Origin of the sequence: Bacillus sp. FDAARGOS_235 (genome assembly GCF_002073415.2) — a bacterium.
In the GTDB taxonomy this organism is placed as follows: domain Bacteria; phylum Bacillota; class Bacilli; order Bacillales; family Bacillaceae_G; genus Bacillus_A; species Bacillus_A toyonensis.
Genome location: NZ_CP020437.2, coordinates 2,464,875 through 2,477,997, shown reverse-complemented (window position 1 = coordinate 2,477,997; position 13,123 = coordinate 2,464,875). Strand labels below are relative to the sequence as shown.

At 36.0% G+C, this 13,123-nt stretch carries 12 protein-coding genes; 9 read left to right on the top strand and 3 right to left on the bottom strand.

Going from position 1 to position 13,123, the window contains the following annotated elements; genetic code table 11:
• Nucleotides 1-91 precede the first annotated feature (91 nt).
• From A6J74_RS14650 to A6J74_RS14625, 6 genes are all read left to right on the top strand, one after another.
• Nucleotides 92-688 (top strand): TerD family protein, encoded by a 597-nt coding sequence (locus tag A6J74_RS14650; protein WP_001121599.1) that lies wholly within the window; start codon nucleotides 92-94, stop codon nucleotides 686-688.
• 23 nt (nucleotides 689-711) lie between these two features.
• Nucleotides 712-1,296 (top strand): TerD family protein, encoded by a 585-nt coding sequence (locus A6J74_RS14645; RefSeq protein WP_000146728.1) that lies wholly within the window; start codon nucleotides 712-714, stop codon nucleotides 1,294-1,296.
• A gap of 80 nt (nucleotides 1,297-1,376) precedes the next feature.
• Nucleotides 1,377-1,955, top strand: a complete 579-nt coding sequence (locus tag A6J74_RS14640) for a TerD family protein (protein WP_000236645.1) — start codon at nucleotides 1,377-1,379, stop codon at nucleotides 1,953-1,955.
• Nucleotides 1,956-2,028: 73 nt separating this feature from the next.
• A complete protein-coding gene (locus A6J74_RS14635) occupies nucleotides 2,029-2,820 on the top strand; it encodes a TerC family protein (protein ID WP_000025680.1) in 792 nt (263 codons plus the stop codon).
• Between the two features lie 109 nt (nucleotides 2,821-2,929).
• The gene (locus A6J74_RS14630) at nucleotides 2,930-4,561 is read left to right on the top strand and encodes a YceG family protein (protein ID WP_000492834.1); all 1,632 of its coding nucleotides are present in this window, start codon (nucleotides 2,930-2,932) and stop codon (nucleotides 4,559-4,561) included.
• A gap of 18 nt (nucleotides 4,562-4,579) precedes the next feature.
• A complete protein-coding gene (locus A6J74_RS14625; RefSeq protein WP_001064417.1) occupies nucleotides 4,580-5,662 on the top strand; it encodes a toxic anion resistance protein in 1,083 nt (360 codons plus the stop codon).
• A gap of 175 nt (nucleotides 5,663-5,837) precedes the next feature.
• On the opposite strand, the gene A6J74_RS14620 is transcribed toward A6J74_RS14625, so the two are convergent.
• Both A6J74_RS14620 and A6J74_RS14615 read right to left on the bottom strand, forming a co-directional pair.
• Nucleotides 5,838-8,504, bottom strand: a complete 2,667-nt coding sequence (locus tag A6J74_RS14620; RefSeq protein ID WP_080609532.1) for a cation-translocating P-type ATPase — start codon at nucleotides 8,502-8,504, stop codon at nucleotides 5,838-5,840.
• Between the two features lie 192 nt (nucleotides 8,505-8,696).
• Entirely contained in the window at nucleotides 8,697-8,921 is a 225-nt protein-coding gene (locus A6J74_RS14615) for a DUF1128 domain-containing protein (protein WP_000366197.1), read from the bottom strand.
• A 175-nt stretch (nucleotides 8,922-9,096) separates the two neighbouring features.
• Here A6J74_RS14615 and A6J74_RS14610 point away from each other — a divergent pair, with 175 nt between their 5' ends.
• Genes A6J74_RS14610 through A6J74_RS14600 form a run of 3 tightly spaced genes read left to right on the top strand, consistent with a single transcriptional unit; the run spans nucleotide 9,097 to nucleotide 11,003 of the window.
• The gene (locus A6J74_RS14610; protein WP_000250901.1) at nucleotides 9,097-9,561 is read left to right on the top strand and encodes a low molecular weight protein-tyrosine-phosphatase; all 465 of its coding nucleotides are present in this window, start codon (nucleotides 9,097-9,099) and stop codon (nucleotides 9,559-9,561) included.
• 53 nt (nucleotides 9,562-9,614) lie between these two features.
• The gene (locus tag A6J74_RS14605; RefSeq protein WP_001085404.1) at nucleotides 9,615-10,130 is read left to right on the top strand and encodes a DUF4075 domain-containing protein; all 516 of its coding nucleotides are present in this window, start codon (nucleotides 9,615-9,617) and stop codon (nucleotides 10,128-10,130) included.
• A 6-nt stretch (nucleotides 10,131-10,136) separates the two neighbouring features.
• Nucleotides 10,137-11,003, top strand: a complete 867-nt coding sequence (locus A6J74_RS14600) for a YihY/virulence factor BrkB family protein (RefSeq protein WP_001226534.1) — start codon at nucleotides 10,137-10,139, stop codon at nucleotides 11,001-11,003.
• 189 nt (nucleotides 11,004-11,192) lie between these two features.
• Here the strand turns inward: A6J74_RS14600 and A6J74_RS14590 are convergent, their stop codons facing one another.
• On the bottom strand, nucleotides 11,193-13,118 hold the full coding sequence (locus A6J74_RS14590; RefSeq protein WP_001083762.1) for a heavy metal translocating P-type ATPase: 1,926 nt from the start codon (nucleotides 13,116-13,118) through the stop codon (nucleotides 11,193-11,195).
• Nucleotides 13,119-13,123: the final 5 nt, after the last annotated feature.

Below are 13,123 nucleotides of genomic sequence, written 5' to 3'. Positions count from 1 at the left end.
TTTTTCTCAATAGATAAATAATGCTACAATATAAGAGAAGAATACAATATTTTCCGATTAGGAAAATGCTTTGTAGAAAGGAAGAAACTTCATGCCTATTATTTTAGAAAAAGGACAAAAGATCGATTTAACGAAAGGACAACCGAGAGTAGCAAAACTACAGGTTGGCTTAGGCTGGGATCCAATTGGGCAATCAGGTGGGTTTCTGTCTTCATTATTTGGAAGTAAACCAAATGTAGATTGTGATGCATCAGTTGTTATGTTAGAAGGAGAGCGTTTTTTAAATAAAAATGATTTAGTTTACTTTGGAAACAAACTTTCTACTTGTGGTAGTATTATTCATTCAGGAGATAATTTAACAGGTGAAGGCGCTGGTGACGACGAAACAATTTTCGTAGAATTACATAAAGTTCCGAGCCGTATTAATCGTTTAGTATTCGTTGTAAATATTTATGACTGTGTAAATCGTCGTCAAGATTTTGGGATGATTCGTAATGCATATATTCGTATTCAAAACCCGCAAACAGGTGAAGAATTAGCACGTTATAACTTGTCAGATAACTATGCTGGCAAAACGACTCTAATTGCAGGAGAAATGTACCGACACGGAAGTGAGTGGAAGTTTTCAGCGGTTGGAGAAGGAACACAAGATAAAAATTTAAGTGAGATTGTATCACGTTATCAATAAAATAAACCGAGGAGGAATTGTATATGGCATCAATTTCGTTGAAAAAGGGACAAAAGGTAGATTTAACAAAAACGAATCCAGGTCTTTCAAAAGTTCTTGTAGGACTTGGTTGGGATACGAATCGTTATGACGGACAAAACGATTTCGATTTAGATGTTAGTATTTTCTTAGTAGGTGCGAATGGTAAAGTTTCAGGCGCAGAGGATTTCGTCTTCTACAATAATCCAAAAGGTGCGAATGGTGCTGTAGAGCATTTAGGAGATAACCGCACAGGCGAAGGTGAAGGCGATGACGAATCAATTAAAGTAGATTTGAAAAATGTTCCTGCTCACATCGAACGTATTTGTTTCACAATTACAATTTATGATGGAGAAGGCCGTAGCCAAAACTTTGGACAAGTTTCTAACGCTTTCGTACGTATTCTAGATGAAGAGAAAAATGCAGAATTAATTCGTTACGATTTAGGAGAAGACTTCTCTATTGAAACAGCGGTAGTAGTGGGTGAATTATACCGTCATGCAGGTGAATGGAAGTTCAATGCAATTGGAAGTGGATTCCAAGGTGGATTAGGTTCTCTATGTAATAACTTTGGTTTAGATGTAGAGTAATAGATTTATATATCCATCGGTGAAACGCATGTTTACTGATGGATATATTTTTAAAGATTAAAATATAGAGGTGAATATAAATGGTTATTCAGTTACAAAAAGGACAGAAGATCGATTTAGGTAAGACAAGCCCTGGTTTAACAAAAGCGGTAATTGGTCTTGGGTGGGATATTAAATCTTATGATGGTGGATCTGATTTCGATTTAGATGCATCGGCATTTCTATTAGATGCGAACGGAAAATGTACGAAGGAAACTGATTTTATTTTCTATAACAATTTACAGTCTCCTTGTGAATCTGTTCTGCATACAGGAGATAACCGTACAGGTGAAGGTGAAGGCGATGATGAGCAACTTGTTGTCGATTTGAAGAAAGTTCCAGCAGATGTACATAAAATTGCAATCACAGTTACAATTTATGATGGTGAAGGCCGTAATCAAAACTTTGGACAAGTCGGAAACGCATTCGTTCGTTTAGCGAATGAGGAAACAAACGAAGAAGTTCTTCGTTTTGATTTAGGGGAAGATTTCTCCATTGAAACAGCAGTTGTCTTTTGTGAATTATACCGTCATAATGGACAGTGGAAGTTTAATGCAGTAGGAAGCGGTTTCCAAGGTGGATTAGGTGCGCTTGTAAGAGCGTATGGCTTGGATGCATAAGAAGGGAAACGACATTCGTTTCCTTTTTTTGACCTTTCTATAAATCTAGCAAAGAATAGGGGATAAAGGTAAGATGAGCATTTTGCAAGAAATCATTAATACGTATGCTCAGTTTTTCGACTTAGATATGTGGATTAAAGTGTTGCAAGATCCAGTATCTTGGGGATTAATTGGTACACTTGTTGTACTTGAAGGGTTACTATCTGCTGATAACGCACTTGTGTTAGCGGTAATGGTAAAACATCTTCCGGAAGAGAAACGTAAAAAAGCATTATTCTACGGACTTATTGGAGCTTATGTGTTCCGCTTTATTGCGATTGGAATTGGAATGTTCTTAATTAAATTATGGTGGGTAAAACTTCTTGGTGCGCTTTACCTTGCTTGGTTATCAGTGAAATACTTTATTGATAAGCGTAAAGGTGCAAGTGAAGAAGAGGAAGCTCATGGTATGAATCAAAATAGTATTCTCTTTAGAATGTTCGGTGTCTTCTGGGGAACGGTTGCGATGGTTGAATTAATGGATATCGCGTTCTCTGTAGATAGCGTACTTGCTGCATTTGGTGTATCAAATGAAGTTTGGATTTTACTATTAGGCGGAATGCTCGGTATTTTAATGATGCGTGGTATTGCTGGCGTATTTTTAAAATTGTTAGAGCGTATTCCAGAATTAGAAACAACAGCGTATATTTTAATTCTAATTATTGCAGCGAAAATGTTATTGTCTCTAATTGATATTCACATTAGTCATACACTGTTCTTTATTATTTTACTTGTAGCATTTGGAGCAACATTTATAATTCACTACATGAAGAATTCTGGACAGGCTAAAGAAGAAGTTGCAGCTACTAAAAATAATCATAAATAATTGAAATGGGTTTGCTCGTTATGCGAGCGCCCATTTTTTATAACTAAAAATAGTTTATAATAGAAGAGAGACTTTATAAAAACGTAAATGTTTTTGGAGGTGAACTGTTGTGTTTTCACGTTTTACACTTCAACCATGTGCATTAAAAGAAGAATCAGATTTAAAACAATTTGAAGCGCTTTTAGAAAAACGCCCACAATATGAACTGACAGAGAATGAAATGAAATTTAGTTATATAGCAACGCGTATTCTTGGTGTTCCTAATGATGTAGATGAATATTTCAATGATTTATTTGATTATAGTGAAGCAAAAGGGATTGAGGTTTTGCATGAACAAAATTTAAATAAGGTGATTGATTCCGAAAAACTGCGTCATATTCAAGAGGTTTTTGCGTTACATCAAGAAGCACCAAATGGACTTACAGTAAATAGGCTTGTAGCCCATTTGTCTGGAAAGCAACTATTACCGCAAGTAGACAATCCTGATTTGCAACATTATATACATACGACGTTTATTTCTGTATTGAAATTGTATGAGAAACAACATAATCAATCTTTAAAGACAGAAGGATTCCGTCGTTTCTTAATCGATATGATTAAGTTAAGTGAGAATTATGTAACGAAGTGGTTTTCTACGATTAATTATAAGAAACAAATGCCGCGTATCATTTGGTATGGTGATGCACAGGAAAGTCGTATATATTTCTTATACTTTCTTATTATGCTCGGCTGTGATGTACTTTATTATCACCCGGAAGGAAAAGATGGCTTTGAGAATATCGATGAAGCGGGAAGAACTTTTGTTGTGTCTCATTCAAGCCGTATTTCTCTTGAACCATTTCCCGATCGTCGTCGCGAACGCGTCGCAACAGTAGCGTACCAAGCTTCAAAGGAAATTGAGCAAGTACTTCACCATGATAATTCACTACTGTATAAGCCGTGGCAATTCCGTTCGTATACACCTGTAGCACGTACATTAAAAACGACATATGATGAACTCTTTTTAATTACGAAAGAAAAGTCGTTTGTACGCCCAACATTCTTTGTTGAAAATAAACACATCTATATCCCTTCTTTATTTGCAAAAATATCAGGCGTTTCAAAGAACGATAAAGAATATTTTCAACGATTAAAGGCAGTTACATCATTCGATAACAGTTTATTAATTAATACATTCCCGTTTACGAAAGAACAAAAAGCGAATTTCCAATATCATTACCGAGATGCATTGGACCGCGGAGGAAAGTTACACCCGGATTTAATTATGAATAGCCATTGGTGGCCGCATAAGCGTTTACCGGAAGGTTTACAGCATGGTATTGCAGAGGCAATCATCCATACGTGTGAAAGTGAAATGTGTAAACCAGTTGGGAAAGAGATGAAACAAGAGGTAGCACTATATGTTTTCGCGCAGCTCTCTCAAATACCACCGAATATTTTAGAACAGCTTGAGAAATTTGATTATTCACAAGATGTACCGAAAATTGTTATATTTAATAATGAGAAGAGTGGAGAATTAACTCGTTCCGATGCTGTTTTACTACTATTTTTAAATCAAATTGGAGTAGATGTATTCCATTTCAATCCAACGGGGAGAAACGATATTGAACCGTATATTGAAGCAGGCGCATTTGATTCACATTGGCTTGAGGAAGTTAATTTTGATCTTGAGTTTCATGGTTCATCAGCCTATAAAAATTTATCACAAACAATAAAAGGACTATTTCGTCCATTTTTATAAGGAAAGGGAGAATACCATATGAATAACCCAGTCGTACTAGATTCAAAAACAGAATTAAATGAGCAAACCGCACAAGATGTCCGTTTACAACTTAGACAAGATGCGGAAGTACAACGTATTTATAATGCGGTAGATATTAAAGATCAGTTAGAATTAATCGAGCTTGGAAAAGAACCGTCTATGGAAATTTCACGTTTCGCTGATCAAATTTTACATACAATGTCTTTATCAAAAATAGAAGACTCTGGTGAATTATTAAAACAGCTTGGTAAAATTATGGACAGGTTTGATAGTAAAGATTTTGCGGAAGAGAAAAGTGGTTTCTTCTCACGTATGTTCAAAAAAGCAGATAAAATGATTGAACAAATCTTTAGTAAGTATCAGACAATGGGTCGCGAAATGGATAAAGTATACGTAGAAATTACGAAGTATCAAGATGAAATGAAAAAATCAATTGGTACGTTAGATGGCTTGTATGAGCAAAACTTAAAGTATTATTTAGATTTAGAAAAGTACGTAGTGGCAGGAGAAATGTTATTAGAGCGTTTAAATACAGAGTTAGTCCCGATGTATGAAGAGCGCGTACGTAATAATGATCAACTAGCAGGTATTGAATTAGAATCACTTAAAAACTCTGTTGAAATTTTAGAGCAACGTATTGATGATTTAGAAAAGGCACGTATGGTTGCTCTACTTACAGCACCACAAATTCGTATGATTCAACGTGGTAACAATAAATTAATCGGTAAGATTAATACAGCATTTATTACAACGATTCCTATCTTTAAAAATGGTATCATTCAAGCGGTAAATGCGAAACGTCAAAAGCTTGTTGCAGATTCTATGGCTGAACTTGATCGTCGTACAAATGAGTTACTGAAGAAAAATGCACAAAATATCGCAACTCAAAGTGTGGAAGTAGCGAGATTATCAGGTTCTTCTAGTATTAAGATGGAAACACTTGAAGAAACTTGGAACATTATTTCAAGAGGTATGCAAGAAACACAACAAATTGAAGAGCAAAATAAACGTGAGCGTGAAGAAAGTCGTAAGCGCATGGCTACACTAACAGAAAACATCAAAAAAGAATTACAAGGATAAAGTGAAACTTTAATCAGTGGGTTTTTGTTCATCCTCACTGATTGTTAACCTTCACCAATTGGGCGTTTATGGGCAGTTGATCTCCCACCTCAAGCTGAATTTTGAGGTGGGAGTTTTACTACCGGGAAAATAGTGGGATAAAGAAAAGGCAATGAGGAACAGTCCTCATTGCCTTTTAGTTTCTCTTAACTAATTTAATGATTTCATTCACAACGAGCGGAATGATACTTAACAAGAGAACAAATCCCCAATCGCGTAATGTTAATGCATGTACACCGAATATATTCGCTAGAGGAGGGATGGAGATGATACATACTTGCATAAGAACACCAATAAGAAGTGAGAAGACTAAGTATTTATTTGTAAATATCCCAATTGAGAAAATCGATTTCGTTCTTGAACGCAAGTTAAATGAATGAACGAGCTGAGAAAAACTAAGAACGACAAATGCCATCGTTTGAGCATGTAATAGAGCATCTTCATCAATTTGCTCTGGGAAAAGTGGAAATAAGTTTGTATCTCCAGCATAGAGTTTCGCCCCAACGATAAAGGCTGCTAACGTTAAAAATCCAATTACAACACCATTGAAAATAAGAAAAGGGACGCTCCCGCTAAATAGACTTTCTTTCGCACGTCGTGGTTTTTCTTTCATCACATCTGAATCTTCAGGATCAACACCGAGTGACAATGCAGGAAGTGTGTCGGTAATTAAATTAACCCACAAAATGTGGATTGGGCGTAATGGTGTCGCCCAGCCAAGTAAAATAGCTAAAAATAAAGCGATCATTTCTCCGAAGTTACAAGAGAGTAGGAAGAGAATCGATTTTTTTATGTTACGGTAAATATTTCTGCCTTCTTCAACGGCTTTAACGATAGATGAGAAGTTATCGTCTGTTAAAATGACATCTGCTGCGCCTTTTGCAACATCTGTCCCTGTAATGCCCATTGCTACGCCAACATCTGCTTGTTTTAAAGATGGAGCATCATTGACGCCATCACCAGTCATAGAAACGATATTTCCTTTCGCACGTAATGCTTTTACAATCTTCACTTTATGTTCTGGAGAGACCCTAGCGAATACATGTAAGTGATTAATTTTGTTTGCTAGTTCTGTATCTGAAATGTTATCTAGTTCAGTTCCAATCATAATTTCAGATTTTTCTTCAGCAATACCAAGTTCTTTGGCAATTGTAAAGGCGGTATCCTTATGATCACCAGTAATCATAACTGTACGAATACCAGCTTTTTTACACTCTGTAATGGAATCTTTTACTTCTGTGCGTGGTGGATCAATCATACCGACAAGACCGATAAAGATGAGATTTTCTTCGAGATGATTAATATCCACATCATTCGCATTATATTGTTTAAATGCGAATGAAAGTACTCTTAAAGCTTCTTGAGACATTGCCCCGGCAGCTTCTAATATTTGATTTTTATCAGAATTTGTGAAGACCTCAACTTTGTCATTTATAAAGATATGGGTGCAGTGAGGTAAAAGTTTATCAATAGCACCTTTCGTCATACTATAGTAGCTTTCATCGTATGTATGCACTGTTGACATCATTTTACGATCAGAATCAAAAGGTAGCTCGTTAACACGTTCATGTTTATTTTCTAAATGATCTTTTTGCATGTTAAAAGTGCTTCCAGCAACGAGAAGGGCAATTTCAGTAGGGTCCCCAGTTTGGGATTCACTACTATAAGACGCATCATTACATAACACCATATTTTCTAACAATAGACGGTGTACATCATTATTTACATTCAAATTTTCTAACTGAGCGTATGTGTTATCACTATAAAAGTGAGTAACGGTCATTTTATTTTGCGTTAATGTACCTGTTTTATCTGAACAAATAATTGTGACAGACCCGAGAGCTTCAACAGCTGGTAGTTTACGAATGATAACGTTTTGTTTAATCATACGCTGCACGCCAATTGCAAGAACGATGGAAACGATAGCTGGTAGTCCTTCAGGAATAGCCGCTACAGCTAAACTAATTGCAGTCATAAACATTTCTAACGTATCGCGTCCTTGTAAAAAACCGATGAGAAACATAATAGCGCAAATGGCTACAGCGACAAAGCCTAAATATTTTCCTACTTGTGCTAAGCTTTTTTGAAGTGGTGTCATATCATCATCTGATTCATGTAAAAGGGTAGCAATCTTACCAATTTGTGAGTTCATACCAGTTTCAACAGCAACACCAACGCCACGTCCGTATGTTACTAGCGTCGACATAAAGGCCATGTTTTTTTGATCGCCCAGTGGCACTTGTTCATCAGTTTGCATAGAAGGATGATAAAGTGCATCCTTATCAACAGGGACGGACTCACCAGTTAGAGCAGATTCTTCAACTTTTAAATTTGCTGTTTCGATAAGTCGTAAATCACATGGTATATAACGTCCAGCATCGAGCATGACGATATCACCTGGAACGACTTGTTCAGATGGAATTTCTTTTAGTTCGCCGTCTCGTTTTACGATAGCTTTAGGTGTTGCCATTTTTTTTAGTGCTTCCAAAGCTTGCTCAGCCTTTGACTCTTGGATGACACCAATAACTGCATTTAATATGACAACGAGCGCGATAATGCTTGCATCTGCCCATTCACCTACAAAGGCAGAAATAAGGGCAGCTATAAGAAGAACATATACGAGGACATCATTAATTTGGGAAAAAATCCGCTGCCATAAAGTACGTTTTTGTTTTACTGTTAATTCATTTGAACCAAATTTTTTTAAGCGTTCATTTACACCGTCAGCGGTTAAACCACTTTGTTCATTTGTTTTAAGATCCGTTAATATTTGATCTTTCGTCTTACTGTACCATTTGCTCATAAGTAAGCACCTCCAGTAAAAACAGTTAGCAATGGTAGTGTTGCTATTATTTGTGAGTAGTATGTACGGAGAAAAAATCTAAGATGAGCTTCTACTTCTATTGTACAATATTTTACAGTTGGTTGAGGAAAAGAGAAGAGTTGTCATGAATTTGTTGGAAATAAAAAAGAGCCTCATATAAGAGAGGCTTTTTTACTTTTTAATTAATGTACCTAATTCTTCTGTAATAGCTTGCATTTCACTAATGCTGAATGTTTCACGTTTCATAACATGCTCATAGATGTCACGTAAGTCCTCGTACATTTCTTCGTTAAAGCTAGCAGCTCTCATCGCTCCAGCATTAACCATACGTAATTTTTCTTTAATAGCTTCGACCATATATTCAACGTTTTCTTCTGACTTTACGGATAAATCCACCGAAGTGTCCCCCTTTAAAATAACATAAGGCTATCTTAACATTTTTTTATCATTTTCGTTAATGAATCTTTTCAATCCTATTAAATTAGTAGGGATTTCCTTTATATTTAATAATTGGTTGTTTATACTATAAGTATATATTAAGAAATGCACCAAGAAAGGAAGAAACAAAAATATGGTTCAAGTATTATTTGTTTGTCTTGGGAACATTTGCCGTTCTCCAATGGCAGAAGCGATTTTTCGAGATTTTGTCGTAAAAGAGGGACTTGAAGAGAAAATTGTCATTGATTCTGCAGGAACTGGAGATTGGCACATTGGTCATCCGCCACATAAAGGAACACAAAAAATTTTAAAAGAAAATGAAGTCGTTTTTGAAGGAATTAAAGCAAGGCAAGTAGAAAAAGAAGACTTAACAAAGTTTGATTATATTATTGCCATGGACAACAAGAATATAGCAGATTTAAAAAGTTTAGGTAAAACTGGAGGCTATATTGGTAGGCTGTCCGACTTTGTTCCAGACGGTGGCTGGACAGACGTTCCTGACCCTTACTATACAGGGAACTTTCAAGAAGTGTATGACCTTGTAACAGAAGGGTGTGCAAAGCTATTAGCTTTCATTCGAAATGAACAAGGAATATGAGGAAGCTTAGAAAGAAATACTTTCTAACATAAGAAATGAAAGGGTGAAGGAATATGGCAAAGAAAAATAATATTGCTCGAAACATTGCGCTTGGTGTAGCGGCAGGTGTAGCTGTATCCATGTTAAAGAAAGAAAACCGTGAAAAGGTAAAAAACACTGCTGAAAAAGCAAAAACAAAGATGATTGAAATTGGTGAAAATGCAAAGATTAAAGAAAAAGTGCAAACTGTTACAGATAAAGGACGCGAACTTGCTGATTTCAATGTAGTGAAAGCGAAAGTAGCAGAAATTAAAAAATTGACGCCGTCAGTTGTAGAGACGTTAAAAGAAACGAAAGAAATTTTTAGTAAGAAAAAAATTGAGCGAGAAGAAAAGCCAGAAACGATTGAAATTCAAGCTGTATCTCCAAAGGTAGATGAGCTTAAAGCAGAAGAAGAGCCAGTAGTTGCTGAAGATGGTGGTATGAAAGAAGCACGTGAATTATTTATGAAAGACTCACATGCAGAGGAAAAAAAAACTGAAGCGTACATTGAGTTAAAGCAAGATAAAGAAGAGAAGAAAAGCGTTTAAACATATATGAGAAAAATTTTAGAAAAGGTAAGAAGAAATCGCACTTATTCGTTCGGTAAAGATTTATACGATCGGACGATGCGTGATGATGTAGCGGGCTTGGCAGCACAGCTCGCTTATTTCTTCTTACTTGCTATTTTTCCTGGGCTTGTTTTCTTAATTACGCTTCTTGGATTTATTGACCTTCAAACAGAAAGTGTGCTCAATTTATTAGAACCGTACGTACCTGAAGATGCAATGTACTTAATTGAAGTAAACGTAGATAAAGTTGTAAATGAGCAAAATGGTGGTTTATTATCATTTGGTTTACTGTCGATGCTATGGTTTGCTTCAAATGGAGTAAATGCGGTTATGAATGCTTTTAACCGTGCGTATGATGTAACCGAAACACGTTCCTTTATTAAAACAAGAGCTTTATCAATTGTGTTTACATTAGCCATCATTTTTATGATTGTGTTTGCTCTAATTGTCCCAGTGTTCGGACAAGTGATTGGGGCAGCGGTATTTAAAGCAATTGGTTTATCGGATAGTTTTTCTTACGTATGGAGTATTACACGATTAGTAGCGAGTTTCTTCGTACTATTTGCCTTGTTTAGTTTTTTATATACATTTGCACCAGATCGAAAGTTAAAAAGAAGAGAAGTCATTTCAGGAGCAATATTTGCTACTGTAGGGTGGATTGTGGTATCGTACTCATTTGCTTATTATGTAGATAAGTTTGCGAATTACGCCAATACATATGGTGGTCTCGGTGGAATTATTATTTTAATGTTATGGTTTTACTTAACTGGATGGGTAATTTTACTTGGCGGTGAAATTAATGGTCTACTCCATCACTATAGAACGGGTGACAATAATTCCCGTAATGAATAATGAGCTCTTGTTCCATAATAAAAAGGAACAGGGGGGGATATTTCATGAGTAATAATAAAAAGAACCACAATAATAAAAACAACAATAAACAAAAGAGCAGTTCGCATCCGAAGCATAAAACAAGTAGTAGTGCGAACGGGCATAATAGCTACCATTAAAAAAAGCGGGTCCTCTATGAGGGACCCGTTTTTATTTGTTTCCTTTTAATAATCGTAACCCGTTTAAAATGACAAGAATTGTACTTCCCTCATGCCCAATAACACCAAATGGAAGAGCTAAAAATTGCAAGAAGTTTGAACAGATTAGCAGTGCAATTACAGCTAGAGAAAATACTACATTTTGCTTTACAATACGGTTCATTCGTTTTGATAAACGGATGGCTTGGGAAAGTCGAGACAATTCGTTCTTCATAAGTACAACGTCTGCAGTTTCTAAAGCTACGTCTGTTCCTTCACCCATTGCAACACCAATGCTAGCAGTAGCGAGCGCGGGTGCATCATTTATACCATCTCCGACCATTGCTACTGTACCGTATTTTTCTTTTAACTTTTTAATCGTTTCAACTTTTGTTTCTGGTAAACAGGATGCATAATATTCTTTTATATTGCTTTCAGCAGCAATGGCTTTTGCGGTTTCTTCATTATCGCCAGTAATCATGATTGCTTCCACACCAATGCTTTGTAAATCGCGAATAGCAGCAATGGTTTCTTGGCGGAGTGTATCTTTTAAAGCGATAAGTCCAAGGATACCATCTTCATCACTTATATAAACGACAGTTTTCCCTTCTTTTTCAAGGGAGGTAGAAATACCATTATGAAATGTCTTTGTTTCTTCCCCGATAAAATCAGCTTTACCAATTTTATAAGCTTTATTTTCTAATGTTCCTTTTAATCCAAAACCAGTTACATCTTCAACGTTTTCGGGTTTTTTTATCGAAATATCATAAGCATGTTTTGCATATTTAACAATGGATTCAGCTAAAGGATGTGTAGAGTGACTTTCAATTGATGCTGTAATAGAAAGTACTTCACTTTCTGCTATACCTTCTCGAACATATACATCTGTTACAGTAGGTCTTCCTTGTGTTAATGTTCCTGTTTTATCAAAGGCAATCGCCTTTACTGAAGCTAGACGTTCTAAATGAATGCCGCCTTTAAAGAGAATACCGTTTCTCGCTCCGTTAGAAATTGCAGATAAAGTTGCGGGTGTAATAGCTGCAACTAGTGCACAAGGAGAAGCGACTACAAGTAAAATCATAGCGCGATAAAATGTTTCATTCCAACTCCAATCCAGTAAGAAGTGAGGAACGAACATCATAAGCGCAACAACGAGTAGTACACCTTTTACGTATGTTCCTTCAAATTTTTCGATGAATAGTTGTGATGGTGATTTTTCACTTTGTGCACTTTGAACGAGACGAATAATCTTTTGGAATAATGTTTGATCGCTCGGCTTTGTAATTGTAATTTCAATAGCACCACGTAAATTCACAGTTCCAGCAAACACTTCATCGCCGAATTTTTTCTCATTCGGAATAGGTTCTCCTGTAATAGCAGCTTCATCAATATTTGTTTCACCATTATGAATTGTGCCATCAGCAGGAACACGTTCACCGGGTTTAATTAAAATAATGTCGTTAATTTGTAATTCTCCAACAGGAACACGTTCCTCGGTTCCATTTGAAATACGTAATGCTTCTTCAGGCTGTAAATCAAGAAGTGCTGAAATTTCTTTTTGACTTTTACTTAACGTATAAGATTCCATTGCACCACTTAGCGCAAAGATGAAGATTAAAATAGCACCCTCTGCCCAATAGCCAATCATGGCAGCACCGATAGCAGCAAAGAGCATGAGCATTTCAACATTTAGCTCTTTCTCTTCAATTGTGTCTGCAATGCCTTCTTTCGCTTTTGCAAATCCTCCAATTACATAAGCGAGGATATAGAAAGTAATACCTACACTTATCGCCTCATTTTTTGTGAATAACCAGCCAGCTAAAATGAAAATACCAGATAAGATTGCAAATATAAGTTCATAGTGCTTTTTTAGTGTTTGAATCCAAGATGGATTAGGTACGTTCTGTTTTGATGGTAATGTTTTTACTTCCGAGTTCATTATTA

What these genes read in the sequence shown, in the direction of transcription:
- A6J74_RS14650 (WP_001121599.1), top strand. Translation starts at nt 92, where the DNA reads ATGCCTATTATTTTAGAAAAAGGACAAAAGATCGATTTAACGAAAGGA.
- A6J74_RS14645 (WP_000146728.1), top strand. Translation starts at nt 712, where the DNA reads ATGGCATCAATTTCGTTGAAAAAGGGACAAAAGGTAGATTTAACAAAA.
- A6J74_RS14640 (WP_000236645.1), top strand. Translation starts at nt 1,377, where the DNA reads ATGGTTATTCAGTTACAAAAAGGACAGAAGATCGATTTAGGTAAGACA.
- A6J74_RS14635 (WP_000025680.1), top strand. Translation starts at nt 2,029, where the DNA reads ATGAGCATTTTGCAAGAAATCATTAATACGTATGCTCAGTTTTTCGAC.
- A6J74_RS14625 (WP_001064417.1), top strand. Translation starts at nt 4,580, where the DNA reads ATGAATAACCCAGTCGTACTAGATTCAAAAACAGAATTAAATGAGCAA.
- A6J74_RS14620 (WP_080609532.1), bottom strand. Translation starts at nt 8,504, where the DNA reads ATGAGCAAATGGTACAGTAAGACGAAAGATCAAATATTAACGGATCTT.
- A6J74_RS14610 (WP_000250901.1), top strand. Translation starts at nt 9,097, where the DNA reads ATGGTTCAAGTATTATTTGTTTGTCTTGGGAACATTTGCCGTTCTCCA.
- A6J74_RS14605 (WP_001085404.1), top strand. Translation starts at nt 9,615, where the DNA reads ATGGCAAAGAAAAATAATATTGCTCGAAACATTGCGCTTGGTGTAGCG.
- A6J74_RS14600 (WP_001226534.1), top strand. Translation starts at nt 10,137, where the DNA reads ATGAGAAAAATTTTAGAAAAGGTAAGAAGAAATCGCACTTATTCGTTC.
- A6J74_RS14590 (WP_001083762.1), bottom strand. Translation starts at nt 13,118, where the DNA reads ATGAACTCGGAAGTAAAAACATTACCATCAAAACAGAACGTACCTAAT.